This window comes from Mesorhizobium sp. WSM4847 (assembly GCF_055811335.1).
Genome location: NZ_JBVVPY010000005.1, coordinates 97,688 through 122,659, shown reverse-complemented (window position 1 = coordinate 122,659; position 24,972 = coordinate 97,688). Strand labels below are relative to the sequence as shown.

At 62.1% G+C, this 24,972-nt stretch carries 25 protein-coding genes; 15 read left to right on the top strand and 10 right to left on the bottom strand.

Annotated features, from left to right (window positions below):
* Positions 1 to 79 precede the first annotated feature (79 nt).
* Positions 80 to 439: a dihydroneopterin aldolase gene (gene folB / locus AC0L28_RS08810; RefSeq protein WP_023801135.1), complete on the top strand. Its 360-nt coding sequence runs from the start codon at positions 80 to 82 to the stop codon at positions 437 to 439.
* Positions 423 to 935, top strand: coding sequence for a 2-amino-4-hydroxy-6-hydroxymethyldihydropteridine diphosphokinase (folK, locus tag AC0L28_RS08805; protein ID WP_091593665.1), 513 nt, complete (start codon positions 423 to 425; stop codon positions 933 to 935). The genes folB and folK overlap by 17 nt, the downstream gene beginning before the upstream one ends.
* A gap of 48 nt (positions 936 to 983) precedes the next feature.
* Here folK and AC0L28_RS08800 read toward each other — a convergent pair whose 3' ends face one another.
* Both AC0L28_RS08800 and AC0L28_RS08795 read right to left on the bottom strand, forming a co-directional pair.
* Complete coding sequence (locus AC0L28_RS08800) at positions 984 to 1,532, bottom strand: DUF924 family protein (protein ID WP_031255672.1); 549 nt, start codon at positions 1,530 to 1,532, stop codon at positions 984 to 986.
* A gap of 18 nt (positions 1,533 to 1,550) precedes the next feature.
* Complete coding sequence (locus AC0L28_RS08795; protein WP_473476827.1) at positions 1,551 to 3,386, bottom strand: monovalent cation:proton antiporter-2 (CPA2) family protein; 1,836 nt, start codon at positions 3,384 to 3,386, stop codon at positions 1,551 to 1,553.
* Positions 3,387 to 3,638: 252 nt separating this feature from the next.
* Between AC0L28_RS08795 and AC0L28_RS08790 the strand changes: the two genes are divergently transcribed.
* Positions 3,639 to 3,905 carry a hypothetical protein gene (locus AC0L28_RS08790; protein WP_473476824.1) on the top strand — a complete coding sequence of 89 codons (267 nt, stop codon included), beginning with the start codon at positions 3,639 to 3,641 and terminating at the stop codon, positions 3,903 to 3,905.
* A gap of 313 nt (positions 3,906 to 4,218) precedes the next feature.
* Here AC0L28_RS08790 and AC0L28_RS08785 read toward each other — a convergent pair whose 3' ends face one another.
* From AC0L28_RS08785 to AC0L28_RS08770, 4 genes are all read right to left on the bottom strand, one after another.
* Entirely contained in the window at positions 4,219 to 4,773 is a 555-nt protein-coding gene (locus AC0L28_RS08785; RefSeq protein ID WP_023801140.1) for a hypothetical protein, read from the bottom strand.
* Between the two features lie 190 nt (positions 4,774 to 4,963).
* Positions 4,964 to 6,052, bottom strand: coding sequence for a YcjF family protein (locus tag AC0L28_RS08780; RefSeq protein ID WP_473476821.1), 1,089 nt, complete (start codon positions 6,050 to 6,052; stop codon positions 4,964 to 4,966).
* Positions 6,049 to 7,563, bottom strand: a complete 1,515-nt coding sequence (locus AC0L28_RS08775; RefSeq protein WP_473476819.1) for a YcjX family GTP-binding protein — start codon at positions 7,561 to 7,563, stop codon at positions 6,049 to 6,051. Before AC0L28_RS08775 ends, AC0L28_RS08780 begins: the two co-directional genes overlap by 4 nt.
* Positions 7,564 to 7,790: 227 nt before the next feature.
* Positions 7,791 to 8,294, bottom strand: coding sequence for a SixA phosphatase family protein (locus tag AC0L28_RS08770; RefSeq protein ID WP_473476817.1), 504 nt, complete (start codon positions 8,292 to 8,294; stop codon positions 7,791 to 7,793).
* Positions 8,295 to 8,558: 264 nt separating this feature from the next.
* On the opposite strand from AC0L28_RS08770, the gene dksA reads away from it, so the two are divergent.
* Positions 8,559 to 8,975: an RNA polymerase-binding protein DksA gene (gene dksA / locus AC0L28_RS08765; RefSeq protein ID WP_006202025.1), complete on the top strand. Its 417-nt coding sequence runs from the start codon at positions 8,559 to 8,561 to the stop codon at positions 8,973 to 8,975.
* Between the two features lie 98 nt (positions 8,976 to 9,073).
* On the opposite strand, the gene AC0L28_RS08760 is transcribed toward dksA, so the two are convergent.
* Entirely contained in the window at positions 9,074 to 9,808 is a 735-nt protein-coding gene (locus AC0L28_RS08760; RefSeq protein WP_473476813.1) for a hypothetical protein, read from the bottom strand.
* Between the two features lie 369 nt (positions 9,809 to 10,177).
* On the opposite strand from AC0L28_RS08760, the gene cckA reads away from it, so the two are divergent.
* Positions 10,178 to 12,748 (top strand): cell cycle histidine kinase CckA, encoded by a 2,571-nt coding sequence (gene cckA / locus AC0L28_RS08755; protein WP_128169037.1) that lies wholly within the window; start codon positions 10,178 to 10,180, stop codon positions 12,746 to 12,748.
* Between the two features lie 187 nt (positions 12,749 to 12,935).
* Positions 12,936 to 13,646, top strand: coding sequence for a purine-nucleoside phosphorylase (locus AC0L28_RS08750; RefSeq protein ID WP_128169038.1), 711 nt, complete (start codon positions 12,936 to 12,938; stop codon positions 13,644 to 13,646).
* On the opposite strand, the gene AC0L28_RS08745 is transcribed toward AC0L28_RS08750, so the two are convergent.
* Positions 13,643 to 13,948 carry a ribbon-helix-helix domain-containing protein gene (locus AC0L28_RS08745; RefSeq protein ID WP_077384009.1) on the bottom strand — a complete coding sequence of 102 codons (306 nt, stop codon included), beginning with the start codon at positions 13,946 to 13,948 and terminating at the stop codon, positions 13,643 to 13,645. The two genes, AC0L28_RS08750 and AC0L28_RS08745, sit on opposite strands and share 4 nt — an antisense overlap.
* Before the next feature lie 257 nt (positions 13,949 to 14,205).
* Between AC0L28_RS08745 and AC0L28_RS08740 the strand changes: the two genes are divergently transcribed.
* The 3 genes from AC0L28_RS08740 (at position 14,206) to AC0L28_RS08730 (ending at position 16,847) form a co-directional block, all read left to right on the top strand.
* On the top strand, positions 14,206 to 14,601 hold the full coding sequence (locus AC0L28_RS08740) for a VOC family protein (RefSeq protein WP_473476809.1): 396 nt from the start codon (positions 14,206 to 14,208) through the stop codon (positions 14,599 to 14,601).
* A gap of 79 nt (positions 14,602 to 14,680) precedes the next feature.
* Positions 14,681 to 15,229, top strand: a complete 549-nt coding sequence (locus AC0L28_RS08735; protein WP_473476806.1) for a gluconate 2-dehydrogenase subunit 3 family protein — start codon at positions 14,681 to 14,683, stop codon at positions 15,227 to 15,229.
* Positions 15,230 to 15,275: 46 nt separating this feature from the next.
* Positions 15,276 to 16,847, top strand: coding sequence for a GMC family oxidoreductase (locus AC0L28_RS08730; protein WP_473476803.1), 1,572 nt, complete (start codon positions 15,276 to 15,278; stop codon positions 16,845 to 16,847).
* 68 nt (positions 16,848 to 16,915) lie between these two features.
* Here AC0L28_RS08730 and AC0L28_RS08725 read toward each other — a convergent pair whose 3' ends face one another.
* Positions 16,916 to 17,311 (bottom strand): hypothetical protein, encoded by a 396-nt coding sequence (locus AC0L28_RS08725; RefSeq protein ID WP_023801150.1) that lies wholly within the window; start codon positions 17,309 to 17,311, stop codon positions 16,916 to 16,918.
* A gap of 292 nt (positions 17,312 to 17,603) precedes the next feature.
* Here AC0L28_RS08725 and urtA point away from each other — a divergent pair, with 292 nt between their 5' ends.
* From urtA to AC0L28_RS08695, 6 genes are all read left to right on the top strand, one after another.
* Positions 17,604 to 18,914, top strand: a complete 1,311-nt coding sequence (gene urtA / locus AC0L28_RS08720; RefSeq protein WP_473476800.1) for an urea ABC transporter substrate-binding protein — start codon at positions 17,604 to 17,606, stop codon at positions 18,912 to 18,914.
* A 124-nt stretch (positions 18,915 to 19,038) separates the two neighbouring features.
* Positions 19,039 to 20,655, top strand: coding sequence for an urea ABC transporter permease subunit UrtB (gene urtB, locus AC0L28_RS08715; protein ID WP_128169043.1), 1,617 nt, complete (start codon positions 19,039 to 19,041; stop codon positions 20,653 to 20,655).
* Positions 20,652 to 21,896 (top strand): urea ABC transporter permease subunit UrtC, encoded by a 1,245-nt coding sequence (gene urtC / locus AC0L28_RS08710; RefSeq protein ID WP_473476797.1) that lies wholly within the window; start codon positions 20,652 to 20,654, stop codon positions 21,894 to 21,896. Before urtB ends, urtC begins: the two co-directional genes overlap by 4 nt.
* Before the next feature lie 3 nt (positions 21,897 to 21,899).
* A complete protein-coding gene (gene urtD, locus AC0L28_RS08705) occupies positions 21,900 to 22,646 on the top strand; it encodes an urea ABC transporter ATP-binding protein UrtD (RefSeq protein WP_128172373.1) in 747 nt (248 codons plus the stop codon).
* A 70-nt stretch (positions 22,647 to 22,716) separates the two neighbouring features.
* Positions 22,717 to 23,412, top strand: a complete 696-nt coding sequence (gene urtE / locus AC0L28_RS08700; protein ID WP_023801155.1) for an urea ABC transporter ATP-binding subunit UrtE — start codon at positions 22,717 to 22,719, stop codon at positions 23,410 to 23,412.
* Positions 23,413 to 23,867: 455 nt separating this feature from the next.
* Positions 23,868 to 24,044, top strand: a complete 177-nt coding sequence (locus AC0L28_RS08695; protein WP_473476794.1) for a hypothetical protein — start codon at positions 23,868 to 23,870, stop codon at positions 24,042 to 24,044.
* Between the two features lie 31 nt (positions 24,045 to 24,075).
* Here AC0L28_RS08695 and AC0L28_RS08690 read toward each other — a convergent pair whose 3' ends face one another.
* Complete coding sequence (locus AC0L28_RS08690) at positions 24,076 to 24,882, bottom strand: DUF72 domain-containing protein (protein ID WP_473476791.1); 807 nt, start codon at positions 24,880 to 24,882, stop codon at positions 24,076 to 24,078.
* Positions 24,883 to 24,972 lie beyond the last annotated feature (90 nt).

Sequence of the window (24,972 nt, the reverse complement as noted above, 5' to 3'; positions counted from 1 at the left end):
CGAAATGCGTAGATCAAAGGCCTTAGAGCGTAGTACCCAAGCGGGCGCGCATCGCTCCAATCGAGCAGGACGCTGAGCGATGTATATCATCCGCATGAAAAATTGCGCCTTCTTCGCTCGGCACGGCGTGCTGGATGAGGAGGAGACGCTCGGCCAGCGTTTCTATGTCGACGCTGCGCTCACCGTCGAACCCGGCCGCGCGCTGGTCGATGATTCCATTGAGGATACCGTCCACTATGGCATTGCCTTCGGGGTGATCGAAAAGATCATCACCGGGGAGAGGCGTTTTCTGATAGAAGCGCTGGCGCTGGAGGTGGCCCGGGCGCTGACAGCCCGCTTTCCCCAGATAAAAAAGGCCGAGATCACTGTGCGCAAGCCGAACGCGCCGGTGCCCGGCGTGCTCGATCATGTCGAGGTGACCGTTGCCTGGCCCCAATAACACGGTCTACCTCAGCCTTGGCGGCAATCTCGGCGACCCGGCAAGGTCGATGGGCGCGGCGCTGCGCATGCTGGACGCCGACGGGAACACGCGCGTCGTTGTCGTCTCCTCGCTTTACCGCACGCCGCCCTGGGGCAAGCTCGACCAGCCGGATTTTCTCAATGCGGCCGCCGAAATTTCGACCGTGCTCGCGCCACATGCATTGCTCGATCTCTGTCTCGACGTCGAGCGCAGGCTGAAGCGGGTGCGCGAGGAGCGCTGGGGTCCACGGCTGATCGACATCGACATTCTGGTGTTCGGCGATCGGATCATCCACGAAACCGGGCTGGAAGTGCCGCATCCACGCATGCTGGAGCGCGCCTTCGTTCTTGCGCCGCTGGCCGAGATCGCGCCTGACCTCACCGTCGACGGCAGAAGCGTGGCAGAGCGGCTTGCCGCTCTCGACAGCGCCGGCATCGAGCAATTGTCGTCCGGCCGGGATTGGTGGCTGACCTAAAGCATCGAACCAAAACCTCTAACCATTTTTGGCTCCGATGCACTGAGCTCAGCCGGAAAACCCGCCGCCGTCGAGGAACACCTGTTCCTCCGGCGTCGTCTCGCGGCCAAGCATCCTGTTTCGATGCGGAAAACGGCCGAAGCGCTGAATGATCTCCAGGTGCTCGACGGCATACTTCAGATAGGATTGGGCTTTGGCGGTGGTGAGGTCCACCGATTTGAGCTGGTCGGCGAGATGCTCCGAATGCTCATAAGGCAAATAGAGGAAGACGCGAAGCTCTTCGTCGAGCGCCAGATCCTGGCCGGCGGCGATCGCCTTTTCGGCAAAATGCCTTGCCAGCGGGTCGGTGGCATACATATGGCCGGTGCCGCGAAAGCAGTTTCGCGGGAACTGGTCGAGCAGGATCATCAGCGCCAGTGAGCCTTCGGCATGCTCCGACCATCCGTCGCATTCACGCCGCGCGGCAGCGTAATGCAGCTCGAGAAACCAGTTGCGGAACTCCGCGTCGAAGGCGTCATTCTTCTCGAACCATGCATCTTTCCCGGCGTCACGCCAGAATTTGGTGACGGAGAGCGCGCGCTCGTCCAGTTCGATCATCTGTTTGCTCTCCAATGTTTAGTCGGCAGGCTCGGATTTGTGCAGAACGCCGGCGGTTTCTTCATTGAGCGCCTGACCGGAGCGGCGCGGCTGGCTGAGCGGTGTCGGAATGGGTGTGCCGATATTGCCCTTGAGGAAGCGCGCTCCGGCGCGAACCCCTTCGGCGAGCTGCAACTCGAAACGGGCGGAATCGCGGTGGCGGACGTCCTCGATCACCTCGGCGACTTCCTCGGGGTCGACGCCCAGTGCTTCCAGCGTGGAGCCGCCGAAGACAAGCGCTGATTCGAAGGTTTCGCGAATCTGGAAATCGACGTCGGCACGTATCAACTGCAGTGCGGTTCCGCGGTCGAAAGCGCGTGCCAGCACGGTGAGCAGGGGAAACTCCGCCTTGATCAGCTTTGCGATGCGGACGGCGACATCGGGCTTGTCGACGCAGATCAACACGGCGCGCGCGCGGCCGGCGCCGGCGGCACGCAGAATGTCCAGCCGCGTGCCGTCGCCATAATAGACCTTGAAACCGAAATCGGCCGCCGCCTGGATCATCTCGACCTCATTGTCGATGATCGAAACGTCGATCCCGCGCAGCAGAAGCGGCTGGCTGGCGATTTGGCCGAAGCGGCCGAAGCCGATGATCAGCACGCTGCCGGTCAGGCCATCGGCGATGTCGACGCCTTCGAGCGACTGCTCGTCGCGTGGCGTCAGATACCGCAATGCCAGAATCGCCAGCGGCGTCAGCACCATGGAGATGATGACGATCGCCGTCAGCGTCGCGTTAGCCTGGCTGTCGATGATGCCGACCGCCGCCGCGGCGGAATAGAGAACGAAGGCGAATTCGCCGCCTTGCGCCATGAAGACGGCGCGCTCGAGCGCCTCCCGGTGGCCGGTCTTGAGGATGCGGGCGACGAGATAGATGCCGATCGCCTTTATCACCATGTAGGCGACGACGTAGATGACGACAAGCCGCCAGCTCTGGGCAACCACGTGCAGGTCGAGCGACATGCCGACAGCGAGGAAGAACAGCCCGAGCAGCACACCGCGGAAGGGTTCGATGTCGGCCTCGAGCTGATGGCGGAAGGTGGATTCCGACAACAGCACGCCGGCCAGGAAAGCGCCCATCGCCATCGACAGGCCGCTGAGCTGCATGGCAAGCGCCGACCCCAGAACGACCAGAAGGGCGGCGGCGGTCATCACTTCGCGGGCGCGGGCATCCGCCAGGATGCGGAAGAACGGATTGAGCAGGTAACGCCCGGCCAGCACCAGCCCGACGATGGCGGCAAGACCGATGCTCACCTCCGTCAGCCGCTGCGTCAAGCTCATATCGGCGCCGCCCGGTGCCAGGAAAGCGATCAGCGCCAGCAGCGGCACGATCGCCAGGTCTTCGAGCAGCAGGATGGAGACGATGCGCTGGCCTTTGGGCGCGGCCATCTCACCGCGTTCCTCCAGAAGCTGCATGACGATCGCCGTCGAGGTCAGCACGAAACCGGCGCCGGCGACGAAGGATTGCGAGACCGGAAAACCTCCCGCCAGTCCGACCCCGGTCAGCAACAGCGCGCACACGCCGACCTGCAATGCGCCAAGGCCAAAGATCTCTCGCCTGAGGCCCCACAGCCGTGACGGCTGCATCTCCAGCCCGATGATGAACAGGAACATGACGACGCCGAGCTCGGCGACGTGAAGAATGGCTTCCGATTCGGAAAAGATGCCGATGCCGAACGGGCCGATGACCACGCCGGCCGCCAGATAGCCGAGGATGGAGCCAAGCCCGATGCGCTTGAAGATCGGCACGGCGACAACACCTGCGGCGAGCAGCGCCACGACGTGGATCAAATCGCTGCCCGCTGCTTCTGCCGCCATGCCTGCCGTTCCGTTCTCTCTAGGGACCGCTGCACGTGCTGCGGCATCGAGCGGCAAAGATAGGGGCTTCGGTTGAGATCGAACAGTCCGAATCCGGAAACTGGTGCAGCAGTGTTGCAGGCGCGCTCCACAACTTTATCCACCGGCTGCGTTGTGTGTTGCAGAAATCGGGCGCTAAGGACGCCGCGGCCTTGGCCGTGAGGGGCGGATGACGATCAAGTCGGCCGCCTTTTTTTGAGGGAGACGACTGACATGAAGACATTTTTGCTTGTTGCCGTTGGCATCGCGGCGCTTGCCGGATCGGCCTGCTCGAAGGCGCCGGGCTGCACCACCGAAATGCTGACCAAGAAGGCCCAGGACATGACCGCAGCCCTTCAGGAGGCAATTACCAAGGATCCGGCCAAGGCAGCCGATCTCACCGCCAAGGTCCAGGCGGTCACAACCAAGTATCAGGGCGCGACGACGGCGGAGGAGGCCTGCAAGGCCTATGACGAGCTGACTGCCGCCATCAAGGCCTGAGAATCGATTTGAGTTTTGCTAAAAGAAGCGGTGGCCGTGGCTGCCGCTTTTTTTGGTGAATAGTGAATAGCGAATAGTGAATAGTGAATAGTGAATAGTGAGTAGTGATTAGTGAGTAGTGAGTAGTGAGTAGTGAGTAGTGAGTAGTGAGTAGTGAGTAGTGAGTAGTGAGTAGTGAGTAGTCAGTACTCAGTACTCAGTACTCAGTACTCAGTACTCAGTAGTCTGTAGTGAATATCTAATTCCATTCACCATTCACCATTCACTAAATTGCACAGCGCGTTGCATTTTCACTGGATGCGCAGACGATCGTTCAGTTCGGCGCGATGGAGCCGACTTCGAGCGTATCGACGCGCTTCAGCTTCATGCCGATGACCGGCACCAATTGCTGGTCGACGCGCACCGCAACCGTCACTGTCATCGAATTGTCGTTGGGGACAAGAGCCTGCATGACGCCGCGCAACTGGTTACGGTTGATGGTGAAGACGACCTTGTTGGCGCTGACCACATTGCCGCCGATGATGTCGAGACCGGAACCGGCGGCACCGCCCATGAAGCTGCCCTTGTAGCCCTCGCGGCCCTTGTGCTGGATCGTCGCCGACATCTGCTGGGTGAACATGCCGACCCGGCAACCGCCGTCGAGCGACATGCCGATCTTGCCGTCCGGCGTCGAACCGGTGAAATTGCAGGTGAATTTCGTGCCCTTGTATTTGCCGGCGACGATTTCCCCCGGGCCGACCCATTCGCCTTTCACCGATTGAAAGAACTTCTTGTCCCGTTCTGCCGCAAAGGTCTTTTCGGCCATGCCGGCGGTTGTTGAAACCACGACTGCCATGGGCAGGACGCTAGACAAGATCACGCTTTTCATCGACGACACCCGGCAACAAAGAGACTGGTTTGGAACCCGTCCGACCATGAACAAGATTGGTTAATGCTTCGTCACCGGTTGCGGATGACCCCGAAAATCGGACGCGATTTGCGCTGGGATCATGGGCAAAACAAACGTGTTGCAGCATCCCTTGGCGCGCCACCAGGACGTGCCGCGTCGGAGACGGTCGTCAGGTGTCGGAAGCGGATGTTTCCTTCTGCTTTTTGGTTGCAAATGATGTCAGCGCGGACAGGAAATCGCCCATGCCGGGCCGCCTCGCGGCGCTGAAGGGCAGGGGCCTTGCGGTCTCCATCGCAGCAATGCCGATGCGCGCCGTCATCATGCCGTTGACGACGCCTTCGCCAAGTTTTGCCGAGAGCCGGGCGGCAAGGCCATGGCCGACGATCTGCTGCACGAAACTGTCGCCGACGGCAATCGAGCCGGTCACCGCCAGATGGGCGAGAACGCTGCGTGCCAGCCGGAAGAACCCCAGCGTGCCCGGCCGGCCGCCATAAAGCTCCGACAGGCGGCGAATCAGCCGGCCGGATTCGAACACGACATAGGCGACGTCGACCAGAGCGCGAGGGCTGACCGCCGTCACCAGCGATACACGCTTTGCCGCTTCGAGGATCATCACCTTGGCGCGCGCATCGAGGGGACCGAGGATTTCGGTCTCGGCCAGGCGCACCAGATTGCCACCGTCGATGATCTCGTCGCGCAAGTCTGCCAGGGCGCGTCTGCCGGCCGCGGTTTCGGGCTTGGCCGCGACAAAGGCCGACAATTCGTCGACCACGGCGCGAGCGGCTTTCGGATCGTCGCGGGCGATGGCGTCGAGCGCCAGCTTCTGCAGCTTTTCGACCTCGGCGAGGCGGGCGATCGCCAGGAACTCGCGGGCAAGGATGACCAGAAGCGCGAGCAGCGCGATCACGGCCATGCCGGCGGCCACCCAGCCCAGCCATTCGGCACGCGCGAACAGATCGCGAATCAGTTGGTCGGTCCAAAGGCCGAGGGCCAGCGAAACCAGAACGCCCAATGCGCCGAAGAACAGGCTGCCTGATATCGAACGCTTCCGCGGCGCGGTCGCCGGCGGCGGTTCGGCGGCGATGATGTCCGGCTCGTCGAAAACGTCGATTTCCGCCGGCGTGACGACGGCAAGGTCAGCGTTCACGGTGCGTGGTTTTCTCGCCGCAGCGGCGTCGGGCTGGCGCGGGGCCGCCTGTTGCTTTGGCGGGGCTTCCGGCTCGATGCGAAATGCCGCCGGCTTCCGGGGCGCGGTCATGCCAGATGATCTCCGATCAGGAACTGCAGGGCACGGTCGAGCCTGATATGCGGCAGCGACAGCGTGACGCCTTCGGCAGTGCGTTCGAGTTTTGGCGGGCGAAAGCGCACGAAACGGATCGCCGGGTCCTCATTGGCCTGCCGATGGCCTGGGTTCTGCCGATGGCCCGGGTTCTGCTGACGGTCTGGTCCGGAGACATCGAACACTGCATCAATTTTCTCCGGCAAGTCACCGGGAAATATGGCTGTTTCTGTTCTGCCATCAAATGTTTCGCCGTTGATCTTTTCACCTTTCAACGGTGTGCCGATGATGACCGGCAGCGTTTCGCGGCCTTGCTTGACCGTGCCTTCCCGGGTCGCTCGCACCGCCGCCAGGGCGACCACGTCGACATTGGCGCCGGTGAAATTCGCGCGCGCCACGGCGCGGTCGGCGAGCCGCCGCACGATCGCCTGCAGCCGGTCATGGCTTTCGTGATGCAGATGGTCCGCCTTTGTCGCCGCCACCAATATGCGGTCGATGCGCCTTGAAAAAAAGTCGGTCAGGAAATTGCCGCGGCCGGGGCGGAAGCAGGCGAGGATTTCGGTCACCGCACGTTCGAGATCGGCCATCGCGCCGGGCCCGGCATTCAAGGCCTGCAACGCGTCTATCACAACGATCTGACGGTCGAGGCGCGTGATGTGCTCCCGGAAGAACGGCTTTACGACATGCGTCCTGTAGGCCTCATAGCGCCGCTCCATCATCGCCTGAAGCGACCCGGGCCGCGCCCGCCGCTCGCTCAGCCCCGGCAGCGGCGCGAAGGTCAGCGCCGGTGAGCCCTCAAGGTCGCCGGGCATCAGGAAACGGCCGGGTGGCAGGGTCGAAAGCGCCCGCTCGTCGAGCTTGCATACCTTGAGATATGCGGCGAAGCTCTCGGCGAGGCGTCGCGCCGTCATCTCATCGGCGTCGGCATTCGGGTCGATTGCGGCGGAGAGCGCGCGCCATTCCTGCGAAAGGTCGGCGCGCACCGGCAGCACGGCCATGTCAAAGGCTTCGCGTGAGAAATCGGCGTAGGATTTGCCGAGCAGCGGCAGGTCAAGCAGCCATTCCCCAGGATAGTCGACGATATCGATCGACAATCTGCCTGATGAGAACATGCGGCTCCAGCCGGAGGCCGATTCATATTCGATGGTAAGCCTCAGCTCGGAAATGGCACGTGTCGAATCCGGCCACAGGCGGTCGTTGACCAAGGCCGCGATGTGGTCCTCGTACTGGAATCGCGGCACGGCGTCATCGGGTTGCTCTTCGAGGAAGGCACGGGCAATACGCCCCGATTTCTGCGCCTCGAACAGCGGCAACCGCCCGCCGTGGATCAGATTGTGGACAAAGGCTGAGATGAACACCGTCTTGCCGGCGCGGGATAGGCCGGTAACACCCAGCCGCAGCGATGGCGAAAAAAGCCCGGTAGCGCGCCCCGACAGCGTATCCAGGGCAATCTTCGCCTCGTCGGTGAAAGTGGTTAGCGATGATGCCAAAATGCGGTCTCTCGGGGCTTCGGTCCTGCCCGATATAGGCGCTGGCGGCTAGTGTGGCGAATCCGAAATTCGCAGTACATTGGAGCATCGCAGTGAGCGAATTTCGGATTCTAAGTCACACTGGCAAACCATCGTTTCTAGCGTGGTTTTGGATTTGAAGTTCCTGAACGCTGACGCCATTGAAGTGGCAGGAACGTCAAATCCACCACGCTACGTTTGAAAAGGCGTCAGATATCGGCCGGCGACAGGAAGGCTTCGAGATAGCCGGTGCCTTGCGCGGCGTTGGCAAGACTGCCTGGAAAACGGACGACCGCGAGGCCGGAGGTCGGGAAGCCGTGGTTCAGCATTCCCCTGGCAGCCTCCTCGCCATCGCCCGAAAGCGCGATGGTGAGATCTTCCGTCATTGGATTGTGGCCGACGACGAGCAGCGAGCCTGGCTCGCCATTGCCGCGGATGAGCTTGAGATAGCCGGCGGCATCCTCGCTGTAGAGCGTCTCCAGGAACAGGACCCGGCCCGTATCGGTGTGACCGGCCAGGCCCTCAAGCGTTTGGCGCGCTCGCTTTGCATTCGAGCAAAGGGTCAGGTCCGGAATGTAGTTGCAGGCCCGCATGACCGCACCAATCGTTTCGGCGTCGGCGACGCCGGATGCGTCGAGCGGACGATCGAAATCGCGCATGCCCGGCAGGGCCCATCCGGCCTTCGCATGCCTCAGCAGATAAAGCTTGCTCACCGGTCCCTCGCTTGTGCCAAACACCGAAACTCGTCAAAAGGCGCTGCGGGATTAGTCATGAGAAACGCCTTGCGCACAATGGCCGGCGCCCTACAAACCTAACGAATCATACGCGAATTCGGTCGCGCCCTTCATGCGAATGATGCGGCCCATGGCATTTTGGCCGAGATTAACAATTGCGTGAATCTGTCGTCGATTGCGCTTGTGCAGCATTCGGTCCGTGAATATATAGGCGCCAAATTTGGGGCTGTCTGGGTGAGTCGAATGAACGACATCGTTACCGCCGATTACGTACCCTCCGAAGACGAGCCGTTCATGAACGAGCGGCAGAAATCCTACTTTCGCCTGAAGCTCGTCACCTGGAAGAACGACATACTGCGCGAAGCGCGCGAAACTCTCGAAATCCTGCAGCAGGAAAACGCCAACCACCCCGATCTCGCCGATCGCGCCTCTTCGGAAACCGACCGCGCCATCGAACTTCGCGCCCGAGATCGCCAGCGGAAACTCATTTCAAAGATCGATTCTGCGCTTCAGCGCATCGATGAAGGCACTTACGGCTATTGTGAGGAAACCGGCGAGCCGATCGCGCTGAAGCGGCTCGATGCGCGTCCGATCGCGACCCTGTCGATCGAGGCGCAGGAGCGCCACGAACGCCGCGAGAAGGTCTACCGCGACGACTGAAGCACGGGCGAAGCGTCCAAGCGGGCGAAGCGTCTAAAAGCAGCCAGCGAATTTGTCATGGCCGGTCTCCGGCCATTTTTTTATTGGCTGTTGGCCGGTTATCTCTTCTGGCTGGACAACTCGCCGAGAAGCTTCGTCATCTCGTCATCGAGAGACGACGGCTCTTTCGCCGCCGGCTTGGCGGGGTGCGGGTCATCAAACGGGACCTCGAGCTCCCTCATCAGCGTATCGTCGATGGAATCCTCTTTTGCCGGGGAATTCGGCTTTGCCGGGGAATCCTGTCTTGCCGGCGATGGCGCGTACCGAACGGCATTGGTGTAGGCGGGCAGCGGCGTGATGGTCGTCGATTGAGGGCTTTGCGCTGCTGGCCTCGGCGCCGGGGCGGGCTGATGCGGCCGGCCCGGCGTTGGGGCGTTGCTTGCCGGCTGCGGAGACGGTGTTTGCCTCACTGGCGCGGGAGCCGGTTGCGGCGCGCGCGGCGGCGGTGCCGGCTGATGGCCGCCGCCATCTCCGGTCAGTGCAGGACGGCGTAGCGCCGACAGCCTGATGTCGCGTTCGACGACGACGTCGGTTGGGCCGCCGATCAGCAGCAGGTGCTCGATATCGTCGCGGCGCACCAGCACCAACCGGCGGTGACTGTCGACTGCGGTGGCGTCCATCACCGCCAGCCGCGTCTTGCGGTTCCTGCCGCCGGCAACGAATGTTCCAAAAGTCAGATTGCGGACCAGCTTGATGATGAGGAGAACGATGACCACAAGGACAAGCGCGACAACGGTCCACAGGATCGCCGCGGCATAACCGGGACCCGCCACGCTATCCAGCCACTGCAGCATTGGTGCACCCAAAATCAGCTTTCGAAGAAGACGCGACACTAGACTGTTGCGGCACGCGACTGCAAGTTACGTTTCGCGCTTCGTGAACAGCTTGAAACACCCATGTGGTGGATTTCAAGCTCCTGCGAATTGAGGGCGTCAGCGTCCCCACTTCAATCCACGACGCTGGATTTTCAGCAAGTTGCTGGCGTGATGAATCCAAAATTCGCTCGCGTCGGACCAGGAATGATGCGAATTTCGGATTCGCCGCACCAGGCGCCGAACGGGTGTCATTTTTAGCGGACAGTGGCCGCCAAGGCCTTTTCCGGACCCTGAGAATGTGATTCAACCGGGCAGGGGCAAGTACCGGACTTCACGAGCAGGGGGCACATGGCCAAGGAAGCGCGCGGCGATTTCTATCCGGTACCGATCGTCGACCAGAACACGCGACCGGGCGCGGTCACCCGGCTCATCGTCTTCATCGTTGTGCTGACAGGAGCGGCGATCGTTTTCGGCCTTTTCCGAGAACGTCTTGGCGATCCATTCCTGCTTGGAATGCTTGGCGTGCTTGCGATGATCGGTGTCGGCTTCCTGTTCGCCACCGCCATCGGCTTCGTGCAGATCACACCGCGCTCGACGAGTGACGAGCTGTCGAAAGCCTTCGTCGATTCAATGTCGCAAGGCCTCCTGGTCACCGACACCAAGGGTCGTGTCGTCTACGCCAATCGGGCCTATGCCGAGATGACGGGCGCGGCTTCTGCGGCGGATCTAAAGACCGTCGAAGGGTTGCTGTCCGATGTTCCCGAGGCCTCGGTGACCATATACCGGCTCGCCTCCGGCCTGCGCGACGGCCAGCCCGGCGACGGTGAGTTTAGGCTTGCCCAATCCATTCGACCCGGCGCTGAGCCGGGCGCGCGCTGGTACCGTGTCCGCGCCCGCGCCTTCAGCGTTCCGGGCCAGCGGCTGCCCTTGCTCGCCTGGCAACTCGCCGACATCTCGAAAGAACGGGCCGAGCAGGAGCGCTTCTTCCTTGATCTGCAGGAGGCCATCGACCATCTCGACCATGCGCCTGCCGGCTTCTTTTCGGCCGACCAGGAAGGCCGCGTCACCTACATCAACGCCACGCTTGCGGAGTGGCTGGGCATCGACCTGACGAGCTTCACGCCTGGTGCCGTCACGCTTGCGGAGATCGTCGCCGGCGACGGCATGGCGCTGGTCCGCTCGGTCAAGGCCGATCCCGGCACCACCCGCAATGCGGTCATCGATCTCGATCTGACGACAGTGAAGGGCGAGGCGCTGCCCGTGCGTTTCATGCATCGGGTTTCGGCCAGCCGCGAGGGCGCCAACGGTCCGACGCGCACCATCGTGCTCAACCGGACGCAAGGCGAGGACGCTTCCGCCGATCTGCGCGCCTCGGAGATCCGCTTCACCCGCTTCTTCAATTCGACGCCGATGGCAATAGCGGCCGTCGACAACCGCGGGCGCATCCTGCGCACCAACGCGCCTTTCCTGTCGCTGTTTTCCTCCGTCGTCGACGGGGACGCGGTCGATCGGCGCGTGCGGCTGGACACTGTGATCCATGAGCGTGACCGCCCCGCCTTTGCCGCGGCGTTCGAAAAAGCGCGACAACGGCAGGCCGATATCGAACCGATCGATACGCTGCTGCCCGGCAATGAAGAACGGCACATGCGCTTCTACGTCAACGCGGTTGCCGACGGCACCGGCGAGGGCGCCGAAGAATCGGCCATCGTCTACGCCGTCGAGACCACCGAGCAGAAGGCGCTCGAGGGCCAGATGGCGCAAAGCCAGAAGATGCAGGCGGTCGGCCAGCTTGCCGGCGGCATCGCACACGACTTCAACAATGTGCTGACCGCCATCATCATGGCGTCGGACCTGTTGTTGACCAATCACCGCCCGTCGGACCCGTCCTTCCCCGACATCATGAACATCAAGCAGAACGCCAACCGGGCGGCCTCGCTGGTGCGGCAGCTTCTGGCCTTCTCGCGCAAGCAGACGCTGCGGCCGGAGGTGCTCAACCTGACCGACGTGCTTGCCGATCTGCGGATGCTGCTGGCCCGTCTGGTCGGCAACGACATCAAGCTGAAGGTCGATCATGGCCGCGATCTGTGGCCGGTGAAGGTCGACATCGGGCAGTTCGAGCAGGTGGTGGTCAATCTGGCGGTCAATGCGCGCGACGCGATGCCGAACGGCGGCGAGCTCACCGTGCGCACCCGCAACGTGACCACACAGGAGAGCAAGAGCCTTCCCTACCGCGAACTTGCGCCTGCCGATTATGTGGTGGTCGAAGTTGAAGACACAGGCAGCGGCATCGCCCCCGAAGTGCTCAAGAAGATTTTCGAACCCTTCTTCACCACCAAGGAGGTTGGCAAGGGCACCGGCCTCGGCCTGTCGATGGTCTATGGCATCATCAAGCAGACAGGCGGCTTCATCTTCTGCGAGTCCGAGGTCGACAAAGGATCGGTGTTCCGCATCTTCCTGCCGCGCTACATTGCTGAGGCGAGAACGGCAGGCGAGCCCGGCGAGGCGCCGGCTGCACCGGCAAAGGTCGCCGACGCAGCCAAAGACCTGTCAGGTTCGGCCACGGTGCTGCTCGTCGAGGACGAGGATGCCGTGCGCATGGGCGGCATGCGGGCGCTGACGTCGCGCGGTTACACCGTCCACGAAGCGTCCTCGGGCGTCGAGGCGCTGGAAATCTTCGAGGCGCTCGGCGGCAAGATCGACATTGTCGTTTCCGATGTGGTGATGCCGGAAATGGATGGGCCGACGCTGCTTGGCGAATTGCGCAAGCGGCAGCCGGACATCAAATTCGTCTTCGTTTCCGGCTACGCGGAGGACGCGTTCGCCAAGAACCTGCCGGCAGACGCGCATTTCGGTTTCCTGCCGAAGCCGTTTTCGCTCAAGCAACTGGCCACAATCGTCAAGGACGTGCTGGAATCTTAATGCATGTCGCGCAAAAGTGTGCAGCGGTTTTGCGATAACGACATGCATAAAACGACAACCTAAAGCGCGCCGCATGAGGCCGGTCAAACGCGACGCGCTTTAGGGCTCACTAATTCGCACTTGCGAAATGGCGTGAGACTGCCATGATTATGGGGCCAAACAGACGGCGGGTTTTGGGGAGCATGCCGTGACGCCGCACAACGAGGCAGGCAAGGGTGATTATGCGGCAACAGTGCTGTTGCCGGGCGATCCGCAGCGTGCCGAATGGATGGCGGAAACCTTTCTCGAGGCGCCGCGTTGCGTCAACCGTCGAAGGCAGGCCCTCGGCTTTACCGGCTTGTTTCGCGGCAAGCCCGTCAGCATCCAGTCCACCGGCATCGGCGTCTCGTCGTTCCTGATCTACGCCCATGAATTGCTGGACTTCCATGGCGTGAGGACACTGATCCGCACCGGTACCTGTGGTGCCCTGACTGCCGCGGTCAAATTGCGCAGTTTAGTGATCTCGCAAGCGGTGCGGGGTGAAAGTGCCGAGAGCGGCCAGGTTTTTGGGCTTTATGGTGCTGATGCCGGACCCGATCCGGAGCTGGTTTCCCAAGCCCTGGCCCGGGCTGCCGAAATCGGCATCGAACATCAGGCCGGACTGACCATCTGCAGCGACATATTCTATCACCCCAAGGGGCGCGACCGCTTCGCCGAAGCGCAGGCACAGGGCGCGCTGGCCGTGGATATGGAGACCAGCGCGCTCTATCGCATCGCCGCGCATTTCGGCGCCAGGGCGTTGTCGATGCTGACTGTCGTCGACAATGTGGTGACCGGCGAGCAAACCGATTATTCCGAACGCCAGGCGCTCTTCACCGATATGACCCGCCTGGCGCTCGATGTCGCGGTCGAAAGTTAAGCTGCCTGCCGCTTCGGCGCCGTGTGTTCTTCGATGCCGGGCCGATGGCCGCGCAGATAGAGAGCACAGGTCGTGCGCAGCATCGAGGCGAAGTTCGGGATCTGGCCATTGATCTCGATGGCCTCGTCATAGAGCTTCGAGATGAATTTCGGCGTCGTCAGGCCCTGGCTGTCGGCGATCTCGTCGAGCAATGCCCAGAACGTCGCCTCGAGCTGGATGCTGGTCGAATGCCCGTCGATACGAATCGACCGGTTGATCTGCCGGTAGCCTTCCGGATCCTGCCCGGCAAAAACCCTGCACATCGTTACCTCCCGTTCTTATTGATCTGGCCGTTCTTATTGATTTTGGGCGCAATCAGCAGTGATTCGCGCCTTTGGCAGTGCCTTGTCGTGGCCAATTATCTTCAGCTGGAAAGCGGAAAACAGCAATCGGACTTTCGTCCTTAAGCGGTTTTCCCCGTCGTTAGATTAGCGCGTGGTAATCGGCTGCCACCACGTTTGCCGCAACCCGCGCATAATCACGCCGACGCGCACATCGCGCTTACCGCACGGAGTGTCATTTGGCGAAGGCGATCCACACCATGATCCGGGTTCTCGACGAGGCCCGGTCCGTCGACTTCTACCGGAAAGCGTTTGGACTGGACGTCGCCGAACGGCTCGATTTCGAAACCTTTACGCTCGTCTATCTGAGCAATGCCGAGGCGGAGCTCGAGGTCGAGCTCACCGTCAACAAGGGCCGCCAGGAGCCTTATGCGCTCGGCGACGGCTACGGCCATCTCGCGGTTTCGGTCGCCGATCTGGACAGCGAGCATGACCGGCTCGGCGCGCTTGGCCTGATCCCGAAGAAGATCGTCGAGTTCAACCGCGGCGGAGCGCTGCTCGCACGCTTCTTTTTCATCGAGGATCCCGATGGCTACAAGATCGAGGTCCTGCAGCGTCAGGGCCGGTTCAAATAGGAGATACGACGGCCGCGCCGGCCAGCGCGGCGCCAGCCAGGGCACCTTCGGGTGCAGACAGCAAGCAAGGGAGGAACAATTGGTCACAATTTATGAGAGCAAGCCGGTCCATGAAACGAAGCCGGTTCTATCGCGCCGCGAGCTACTGAAGCGCGGCGGTGTCGGCGCGCTGCTGGTCATTTCAGGCAGTGCCGTCATCAGCCCGGAACATGCCTGGGGTCTCGAAACATCCGCGCTCAAGCCCGAAACCATGGCGACCCTGATCCAGATGGCGCGCGACATCTACCCGCACGACCAAGTGCCTGACAAATATTACGCAATCGCCGTCAAGGCGCACGATGAGCAGGCCGGCAAGGACCCTGCCCACAAGGACCTTGTCGAAAAGGGTATCGCCGATCTCGACCTGAAATCGGGCAAGGACGGCTACACCGGTCTCGGCTGGGAGGAGCAGCGCGTTGCGGTGCTCAGGGATATCGAGGACACGCCGTTCTTCCAGGCCGTCCGCGGCGGGCTTGTCGTCGGCCTCTACAACCAGAAGAAGGTCTGGCCGATCTTCGGCTACGAGGGCGAATCCTACTCCAAGGGCGGCTACATGGCGCGCGGGTTCGACGACATCGAGTGGCTCTGAGCCCCGTCGTCGCAACCGCACACAACAGACATCATGGGAGGAAACCATGGCAGCACCATTTGATCTCAACAACGACGGCGTGGTCGTCATCATCGGCTCGGGCGCCGGCGGCGGCACGCTCGGCAATGAACTTGCGCAGAAGGGCGTCGATGTCGTCATGCTGGAGGCGGGCGCCCGTCACGAATACGAGGATTTCATCAATGACGAGTGGGATTCATTCGCCCAACTCGCCTGGACGGACAAGCGCACGACCTCGGGCGACTGGCGGGTGGCGAAGGATTTCCCCAACCTGCCGGCGTGGATCGTCAAGGCGGTCGGCGGCTCGACCACGCACTGGGCAGGCGCCTCGCTGCGCTTTCAGGAGCACGAATTCAAAACGCTTTCGACCTACGGAAAACTGGAAGGCGCGAACCTGCTCGACTGGCCGATCACGCTTGCCGAGCTCGAGCCCTACTACGCAAAGGCCGAAGACAAGCTAGGCGTGACGCTCACCAGCAACATCCCGGGCCTTCCCGGCAACAACAACTTCAAGGTGATGAAGGCCGGCGCCGACAAGCTCGGCTACAAGGAGTGCCACACCGGCCGGATGGCAATCAATTCCGAGCCGCGCGACGACCGCAATGCCTGCCAGCAGACCGGCTTCTGCTTCCAGGGCTGCAAATGGGGCGCCAAATGGTCGACGCTTTACAGCGAAATTCCCAAGGGCGAGGCGACCGGCCATCTCGAGGTCAGGCCGAATGCCATGGCCATCAAGATCAACCACGATGCGTCGGGCAAGGTAACCGGGGTCGTCTATGCCGACAAGGACGGCAGACTGAGGGAACAGAAGGCCCGCATCGTCGCGGTCGCCGGAAATTCGATCGAGAGCCCGCGGCTGCTGCTCAATTCGGCGTCGAGCCAGTTTCCCGACGGCCTTGCCAATTCGTCGGGGCAGGTCGGCAAGAACTACATGCGCCACACCACCGGCTCGGTCTACGGCATCTTCGACAAGCCGGTGCATATGTATCGCGGCACCACCATGGCCGGTATCATCCGCGATGAGGCCCGCAACGATCCCTCGCGCGGTTTCGTCGGCGGCTATGAACTCGAGACGCTGTCGCTCGGCCTGCCGTTCATGGCCGCCTTCCTCAATCCCGGCGGCTGGGGGCGTTCCTTCACCACGGCGCTCGACCACTACGACCACATGGCCGGCATGTGGATCGTCGGCGAGGACATGCCGCGCGAGGAAAACCGCATCACGCTGCATGCCGATATCAAGGACGAGCACGACATGCCGGTGGCGGACGTCCATTTCGACGACCATACCAACGACACGGCGATGCGCAACCACGCCTACAAACAGGGCTCGGCGCTCTACGAGGCGGTCGGGGCGACGCGGACCTTCCCGACGCCACCCTATCCGTCGACCCACAATCTTGGCACCAATCGGATGAGCGAGAAGGCGGCCGACGGCGTCGTCAACAAGCATGGCCAAGCGCACGATATCAAGAACCTGTTCGTGTCGGATGGCAGCCAGTTCACCACGGGCGGGGCTGAAAATCCGACATTGACGATCGTGTCGCTGGCGATCCGTCAGGCCGAGTACATTGCCGGACAAATGTCGGCCAAAAGCATTTAGCCATAGCCTCCCGACTGCCTGCTGGCGCGGAACCTCACAAGGTTTCGCGCCTCTTTCTTGTCGGCCGTTCAACGCTTCGTGCAGGTCGAGGCGGTGAAGGCGCCGTCAGGCTGCTTCATGATGATGTCGAAGGACGGGCTGGTTTGGCCGTCCAGGGTGGCTTGTGTGAGCGAGATCGAGTTGCCGCCGGTCGTGTAGCCGCCCAACGGGCCCAACCAGGTGATCTCGCCATTTGCATTCATCTGATAGTTGTAGCCCTGCCGGGCGGTTCCGAAGCTCACCGGGCCGCTATAGACATTGCCCTTGACGGTGATGTCGCCAAGGCTGAGGAACATGCCAAGCAGATAGACTTCGCAGTGATAGGTGCCGTCCGGCAATTTGCCATCGGTGAAGTCGGCGCGGGCACTGCCGGTTGCCGCAACCAGAAGCATGGTGCTGAAAATGCGAGAAATCCTGGAGGTCATGCGGTCGCTCTTTTGAAGATCGATCTTGCCCCATTTTCCTGCAGCGCCACAACAGTTCGCCGTCTTTTGCTCAAAATTCATGCATTAATTCGCGAGTGATCAAAAATTGGGCGATAGCGGGGGACTTTTTCTCAAGCAGAGCACTGGCAGCGGCGCTTATCTTTGGCGGCTAATATATTAACCGGCTGATAGGGCTAGGAAATCCAGACCCGCTTGATTTTGCTCCTGCGGTTGGCACAGCCGTTGCATGGTCTGTTCGCGATGCGATTAACCAGTCAGGGAGTTTTGAAATATGCGGGGCAGTTTCTCGACAATAACAAAAATGTTTTCGGCAGGCGCGGTCACGGCCGGCCTGCTGATGAGCGTCCCGGCCAGGGCGGCTGACGACACGATCAAGGTGGGTATCCTCCACTCGCTGTCGGGGACCATGGCGATTTCGGAGACGACGCTGAAGGACGCCATGCTGATGCTCATCGAAGAGCAGAATGCAAAGGGCGGCCTGCTCGGCAAGAAACTCGAAGCGGTCGTCGTCGATCCGGCTTCGAACTGGCCGCTGTTCGCCGAAAAGGCGCGCGAGCTGATCTCCAAGAACAAGGTCGCGGCGGTGTTCGGGTGCTGGACCTCGGTGTCGCGCAAGTCGGTGCTGCCGGTGTTCAGCGAACTCGACAACATCCTGTTCTACCCCGTCCAGTATGAGGGCGAGGAGAGCGAGCGCAACGTGTTCTACACCGGCGCGGCGCCGAACCAGCAGGCAATTCCGGCTGTCGACTATCTGATGAGCGAGGACGGCGGTTCGGTGAAGCGCTGGGTGCTTGAAGGCACCGACTACGTCTATCCGCGCACCACCAACAAGATCCTCGAAGCCTATCTGAAAGCCAAGGGCGTCGCTGCCGAAGACATCATGGTCAACTACACGCCGTTCGGCTTCTCGGATTGGCAGACCGAGGTCGCGGCGATCAAGAAGTTCGGCTCCGCCGGCAAGAAGACCGCCGTCGTCTCGACGGTCAACGGCGACGCCAACGTGCCGTTCTACAAGGAGCTTGGCAACCAGGGCATCAAGGCCGAGGATATCCCGGTCATGGCCTTCTCGGTCGGCGAGGAAGAGCTTGCCGGTCTCGATACCGCGCCGCTCGTGGGTCATCTCGCCGCCTGGAACTATTTTCAGAGCATCGATACGCCCGAGAACGCCAAGTTCATCGCCGACTGGCACAAGTTCATCAAGAGCGACAAGCGCACCACCAACGACCCGATGGAAGCCCATTATGTTGGCTTCAACATGTGGGTGAAGGCGGTCGAGAAGGCCGGCACCACCGATCCTGACAAGGTCATCGACGCCGTGATCGGCGTCTCGGTGCCGAACCTGACCGGTGGCTATTCGACGATGATGCCGAACCATCACATCACCAAGCCGGTGCTGATCGGCGAAATCCAGGCCGATGGCCAGTTCGAGACCGTCTCGCAGACGCCTGACCTGGTGATGGGCGACGAGTGGTCCGACTATCTGGCCGATTCGAAGGACCTGATTTCCGATTGGCGCGCGCCTCTGTCCTGCGGCAATTTTAATGTCGCCACCGGCAAATGCGGCGGCAAGGGAACCAACTGATCCTCCCGGGTCTGACGGTCGTGGATTTCTCCACGACCTGGACCGCGACGCGTCCGGGCGAACTCGTCCTCTCCTCCAGTTCGCCCGGACGCGAAGTTTCAACCCTCAAGAATCGCAGAAATCGATGATCCTCACCCGCGCGATCGGCCTGACGCTGCTGCTCCTCCTGGGGATGCTGTCGCCGTCGAACGCTGCCGAAGCGGATCTGCGCGCCATCATTGCCAAATTTGCCACTGCCTCGAATTTCTCGGCCACCGAAGCTGTCGTTCGCGAGCTGGCGGCCACCGGTGATACTGCCGTCGAACGTCCGCTTGGCGCGCTTGCCGAGGGCGATCTTTACGTCCGCAAGGCCGATTCGCTGGTTTTCATCGGCAAGGCAGCTGGCGGCAGCGTTGAGCTGCTCGACCCGCTGAGCGGTGAAAAATCCGGTGACGCGGCCAAAAGCGAGATCACCAAGATCAAGGTCAACAACACGCTGCGCCGCGCCATCCGCGATGCGCTGGGCACGCTGACGCTCGGCGCAAATGATCCGGCCGCGCGCATTGCCGCCGCCGACACCATGTTCAGGACGCCCGACGCGACAAACATCGAGCCGCTCGATGCCGCAATCGCCAGCGAGAGCGTGGCAAGCGTCAAAGCGCTGCTCGAACAGGCCCGCGCCGCATCGGTTCTGGTGTCCGACAGGCCGGAGACCGACAAACTGGCGGCGGTCGCCCTGATTGGCGGGCGCGGCGATCGCAACGCCCTGTCCCTGCTCACCGCCGTCGAGGCCAATTCCGAAGGCGCGGTCAAGGACGCGGCGACGGCGGCGATCGCCAACATCAATTCGACGCTGGCGCTGTGGGATGCGGGCCAGAACATCTGGTACGGCATTTCGCTCGGATCGGTGCTGCTGCTGGCGGCGATCGGCCTCGCCATCACCTTTGGCGTCATGGGCGTCATCAACATGGCGCATGGCGAAATGGTGATGCTCGGCGCCTACACGACCTTTGTCGTGCAGGAGGTGATCCGAACCTCCTTTCCCGGCCTGTTCGACTGGTCGCTGGTTATCGCGCTGCCGCTCGCCTTCTCGGTCGCGGCGCTCGTCGGCCTCGTCATCGAGCGGGGCGTGATCCGTTTTCTCTACGGCCGGCCGCTGGAGACGCTGCTGGCGACATGGGGCGTCTCGCTGATCCTGCAGCAGGCCGTGCGCACCATCTTCGGGCCGACCAACCAGGAGGTCGGCAATCCGTCGTGGATGTCGGGTTCGTTCTATATCGGCCAGCTTGCGGTGACCTGGAACCGGCTCTGGATACTGGTATTCGCGCTCGGCGTGTTCGCGGTGCTGCTTTATGTGATGAAGCGCACCCCCTGGGGCCTGCAGATGCGCGCCGTCACCGCCAATCGCCGCATGGCCGCTTCGATGGGCATCAGGACGCCGTGGGTCGACGCGCTTACCTTTGCCTTGGGATCCGGCATTGCCGGCATCGCCGGTGTGGCGCTCAGCCAGATCGACAATGTCTCGCCCAATCTCGGCCGCGGCTACATCATCGACAGCTTCATGGTCGTCGTCTTCGGCGGCGTCGGCAATCTCTGGGGCACGCTGGTCGGCGCCTTCTCGCTCGGCATCGTCAACAAGTTCCTCGAACCCTATGCTGGGGCGGTCCTCGGCAAGATCGTCGTGCTCGTCCTCATCATCCTGTTCATCCAGAAACGCCCGCGCGGCCTGTTCGCGCTGAAGGGCAGGTCGGTGGAAGCATGATCACCGGACGCTTCTTCGCCGCCGGCGCCGACCGCCGCATCGCCATCACGATCTTCATCCTTTTGGCGGTCGCCATCATCGTGCCGCTGCTCAATCTTGCGGTTTCGCCGACGAGTGCGTTCTACGTGCCGTCCTATGTCGTCGCGCTCACCGGCAAGTATCTCTGCTATGCGCTGCTCGCCCTGGCGCTCGATCTCGTCTGGGGCTATTGCGGCATCCTTTCGCTCGGCCACGGCGCCTTCTTCGCGCTCGGCGGCTATGCGATGGGCATGTATCTGATGCGCCAGATCGGCTCGCGCGGCGTCTACGGCAATCCGCTGCTGCCGGACTTCATGGTGTTCCTGAATTATGGGGAATTGCCGTGGTTCTGGTACGGTTTCGACCAGTTCTGGTTTGCCGCGATCATGGTTCTTGCGGTGCCTGGCCTGCTCGCCTTCGTCTTCGGCTGGTTCGCCTTCCGCAGCCGCGTCACCGGCGTCTATCTGTCGATCATCACCCAGGCGATGACCTATGCGCTGCTGCTTGCTTTTTTCCGCAACGACATGGGTTTCGGCGGCAACAACGGCCTGACCGACTTCAAGGATATTCTCGGCTACAACGTGCAGGCGGATGCGACACGCTCGGCATTGTTCGCGGCCAGCTCCGTCACGCTGGCCCTCGCCGTCTTCGTCACCTGGGCGATCGTCGGTTCCAAATACGGCAAGCTGCTGATGGCGGTGCGCGACGCCGAGAGCCGCACGCGCTTTCTCGGCTGGCGGGCGGAAAACGTCAAACTGTTCGCCTTCACCGTGTCGGCTGTCATGGCCGGCATTGCCGGGGCGCTCTACGTGCCGCAGGTCGGCATCATCAATCCAGGCGAGTTCGAGCCGTCCAATTCGATCGAGGTCGTGGTATGGGCGGCCGTCGGCGGGCGCGGCACCATCGTCGGGCCGATCATCGGCGCGCTCGTGGTCAATGCCGGCAAATCCTGGTTCACCGGCGTGCTGCCGGCGTTCTGGCTGTTTGCGCTGGGCGGACTATTCGTCGCTGTCACGCTGTTCCTGCCCAAGGGCATCGTCGGCATGTGGGATTCCTGGCGCGGCAATGCCAGGGCGCTGCGCGCAGCCTCGATCGCCGACCCGATCATTGGGGAGGCCGGCACCGATCCTGCCGTCCCGCCACCGCCGAAGATCGTTCGCTCGGCTGCGAGAACGCCGGGCGACCGGTCCGCATCCGGCCCCGAACCGCAGCCGGCGGAGTGAGCGATGCCGAAGAGCAACACCATCCTTTATCTCGACGGCGTCTCGGTTTCCTTCGACGGCTTTCGCGCCATCAACAATTTGTCGCTGGTGCTCGACAAGGGCGAGATGCGGGCGATCATCGGTCCCAACGGCGCCGGCAAGACCACGATGATGGACATCGTCACCGGCAAGACGCGCCCCGACTCGGGCGAGGTTTACTTCGACGGGCAGGTGGACCTGACGAAACATGACGAGGCCGAGATCGCCATGATGGGCGTCGGCAGGAAATTCCAGAAGCCGACGGTGTTCGAAAGCCACACGATCGAGGACAACCTGATGCTGGCGCTGAAGGGCCCACGCTCGATCTTCCCGGCACTGTTCCATCGCCGATCGGCGGCGGAGGCGCGGCGGATCGACGACATCCTCGGTATCATCCGGCTCGGTGACAAGCGCGACGAGCTTGCCGCCAATCTCAGCCACGGCCAGAAGCAATGGCTCGAGATCGGCATGCTGTTGGCGCAGGATCCGAAGCTGCTTTTGGTCGACGAACCGGTCGCCGGCATGACCGACGCCGAGACCGAGGAGACCGCGCGGCTGCTTAGGGATATTGCCCGCGACCACTCGGTCATCGTCGTCGAGCACGACATGCACTTCGTGCGCGAGCTCGGCGTCAAGGTCACCTGCCTGCACGAAGGCTCGGTGCTGTCCGAAGGCTCGCTCGATTTCGTTTCGGCCGACGAACGTGTCGTCGAAGTCTATCTGGGGAGATGATCATGGTCTGGCGCGTTCCGTTCCATCATTTCGATCTTTCGTTCTTCAAGCGCTGGAGAAGGCGCTGACCATGCTCGAAGTCTCCAACGCCACGCTGCACTACGGCGCCGCCCAGGCGTTGCGTGGCGTCTCGCTGAAGGCCGGCGCCGGCAAGATCACCTGCGTGCTCGGCCGCAACGGCGTCGGCAAAACCAGTTTGATGAGATCGATCGTCGGCCACCACCGGCTGACGAGCGGAAGCGTTGCCTTCGAGGGGAAGGCGCTCGACCGGAGCGCGGCGTATGATCGCGCCCGGTCGGGCATCGCATTCGTGCCGCAGGGCAGGGAGATCTTCCCGCTGCTCACAGTGCGGGAAAACCTCGAATCGGGCTTTGCGCCATTGAAGCGGGCCGACCGCAACATTCCCGGCCACGTCTTCGAATTGTTCCCGGTGCTGAAGCAGATGCTCGCGCGCCGCGGCGGCGACCTTTCCGGCGGCCAGCAGCAGCAGCTTGCCATTGGCAGGGCACTGGTGATGCGGCCGAAACTGCTGGTGCTCGACGAGCCGACCGAAGGCATCCAGCCGTCGATCATCAAGGATATCGGCCGCGCCATCCGCTATCTGCGCGACCAGGCCGATATCGCCGTGCTGCTGGTCGAACAGTATCTCGATTTCTGCCGGGAACTGGCCGACGAGGTCAACATCATGGACCGCGGCCTGATCGTCCACACCGGCCCGGCCGAGGATCTCGACCGGGCGGATGTGAGGAAGTTTCTTACGGTGTAGGGTCCATCCCGTCGTCATCCTGGGGCGAAGCAAGGAGCAAAGCGACGCGGCGCAGACCCCAGGATCCACGCCGTGCAGTCAGCCAAAGAGTGCAGCGGTCAAGAACAGAAGCCGTTTTCCAGCGTACACTTTCCTGGATTCTGCCCCGTGGCGACGCCCAGAAGCTACGGCATGGATCCTTGGGTCTTCGCGCCGCTTCGCATCGCTGCGCCCAAGGATGACGAAGTCGCGAATGCCCGCCCAGTCTTTCCTGAACGCCTTTGTTCCTGAACGCCTCTGGCGCGCTGAAGATTGCATGCTAGGCTTTACTTGGCCTTGTTGAGTCGGCCGCTTTCCGTATCAGTCACGTCGACAGATCAGGCGCAGGCTCAGCCGGCACGTTCCGTGCAAGCAGCCCCTTCCTGCGATCTGATCGTTGTTCAAACGCATTTGGGGCACTTGGGCCAGGGCAGCCGATGGAACGTTACGTCGAGGACCACCACAAACGACGGCTTACCGAGCGCGTCGACATCGTGACCGCCGTCGATATTCTGAAATCGCAAGGATACGACCACGACGAACTGATCGCGGAGCTCACCAAGGTGTTCTTCGTCGATCTCGATGCCTACAACGAAGTCGTGGTTGCGGCATGACCGAAGGGGTGGACGCGATGTGCCGCCAACATCAGCCTGTGACGCGCTTCATCAGCGCCATGGCGCCGAACGGCGCGCGGGCCTTGCCTTCGGTGATGAAGTAGACGAACACATCACGCGGTTTGAGCGGCGCTTCGGTTGAGGGATCGGCACGCGGCAGGTCGGCCGGCGCCTTGCCCTGGGCCCAGGTCTTTGCCCGCGCCGCCCATTCGTCGAGCGTCTTTGGCGTGTAGCAGTCGGGATTGTCGTCGCTGCCGGTCTGCAGCCGGGCATATATGAAATCGCCGGTGACGTCGGCTATTGCTGGATATTTGGCGTGGTCGGCATAGACGATCGCGACCTTGTATTGGCGCGCCAGGGCGGCGAATTCCGGCACGACGAAACTGTCGTTGCGCACCTCGACCGCATGGCGCAGCGCAACGCCGTCCTGCTTCTCAGGCAACAGCTTGAGGAAAGCCTCGAAATCGTGCGGGTCGAATTTTTTGGTTGGCGCGAACTGCCACAGGATCGGCCCGAGCTTGTCGCCGAGCGCGGCGACGCCCGATCCCAGGAAACGCGTCATCGACTCGCCGGCCTCACCGAGCACACGGCGGTTGGTGACGAAACGGTTGCCCTTCAGCGAATAGACAAAACCGTCCGGCGCTTCGTTTGCCCATTTGACGAAGGTCGGCTCCTTGAAACTCGAATAGTAGGTGCCGTTGACCTCGATGCTTGGCACCTGCCGGGTTGCATAGTGCAGTTGCTTCGCCTTGGATAACTTGTCCGGGTAGAAAGACTTGTCCCAGGGCTCGAAGGTCCAGCCACCCATGCCGGCGCGGATTTTTCCAGATTGAGTCATGGTCGTCCTCCCGAGTTGAAATGGATCAGACCGTAGCGAGCGTCTCGACAGCTTTAGCCATGTCGACAAGCGTCAGCCGGTGCGGATTGG

Bases quoted from the DNA above. Each gene is read 5' to 3' on its own strand.
- folB (WP_023801135.1), top strand. From the start codon at position 80: ATGTATATCATCCGCATGAAAAATTGCGCCTTCTTCGCTCGGCACGGC.
- AC0L28_RS08800 (WP_031255672.1), bottom strand. From the start codon at position 1,532: ATGATCGAACTGGACGAGCGCGCGCTCTCCGTCACCAAATTCTGGCGT.
- AC0L28_RS08795 (WP_473476827.1), bottom strand. From the start codon at position 3,386: ATGGCGGCAGAAGCAGCGGGCAGCGATTTGATCCACGTCGTGGCGCTG.
- AC0L28_RS08790 (WP_473476824.1), top strand. From the start codon at position 3,639: ATGAAGACATTTTTGCTTGTTGCCGTTGGCATCGCGGCGCTTGCCGGA.
- AC0L28_RS08785 (WP_023801140.1), bottom strand. From the start codon at position 4,773: ATGAAAAGCGTGATCTTGTCTAGCGTCCTGCCCATGGCAGTCGTGGTT.
- AC0L28_RS08780 (WP_473476821.1), bottom strand. From the start codon at position 6,052: ATGACCGCGCCCCGGAAGCCGGCGGCATTTCGCATCGAGCCGGAAGCC.
- dksA (WP_006202025.1), top strand. From the start codon at position 8,559: ATGAACGACATCGTTACCGCCGATTACGTACCCTCCGAAGACGAGCCG.
- AC0L28_RS08760 (WP_473476813.1), bottom strand. From the start codon at position 9,808: ATGCTGCAGTGGCTGGATAGCGTGGCGGGTCCCGGTTATGCCGCGGCG.
- cckA (WP_128169037.1), top strand. From the start codon at position 10,178: ATGGCCAAGGAAGCGCGCGGCGATTTCTATCCGGTACCGATCGTCGAC.
- AC0L28_RS08745 (WP_077384009.1), bottom strand. From the start codon at position 13,948: ATGTGCAGGGTTTTTGCCGGGCAGGATCCGGAAGGCTACCGGCAGATC.
- AC0L28_RS08730 (WP_473476803.1), top strand. From the start codon at position 15,276: ATGGCAGCACCATTTGATCTCAACAACGACGGCGTGGTCGTCATCATC.
- AC0L28_RS08725 (WP_023801150.1), bottom strand. From the start codon at position 17,311: ATGACCTCCAGGATTTCTCGCATTTTCAGCACCATGCTTCTGGTTGCG.
- urtA (WP_473476800.1), top strand. From the start codon at position 17,604: ATGCGGGGCAGTTTCTCGACAATAACAAAAATGTTTTCGGCAGGCGCG.
- urtB (WP_128169043.1), top strand. From the start codon at position 19,039: ATGATCCTCACCCGCGCGATCGGCCTGACGCTGCTGCTCCTCCTGGGG.
- urtC (WP_473476797.1), top strand. From the start codon at position 20,652: ATGATCACCGGACGCTTCTTCGCCGCCGGCGCCGACCGCCGCATCGCC.
- urtD (WP_128172373.1), top strand. From the start codon at position 21,900: ATGCCGAAGAGCAACACCATCCTTTATCTCGACGGCGTCTCGGTTTCC.
- urtE (WP_023801155.1), top strand. From the start codon at position 22,717: ATGCTCGAAGTCTCCAACGCCACGCTGCACTACGGCGCCGCCCAGGCG.
- AC0L28_RS08695 (WP_473476794.1), top strand. From the start codon at position 23,868: ATGGAACGTTACGTCGAGGACCACCACAAACGACGGCTTACCGAGCGC.
- AC0L28_RS08690 (WP_473476791.1), bottom strand. From the start codon at position 24,882: ATGACTCAATCTGGAAAAATCCGCGCCGGCATGGGTGGCTGGACCTTC.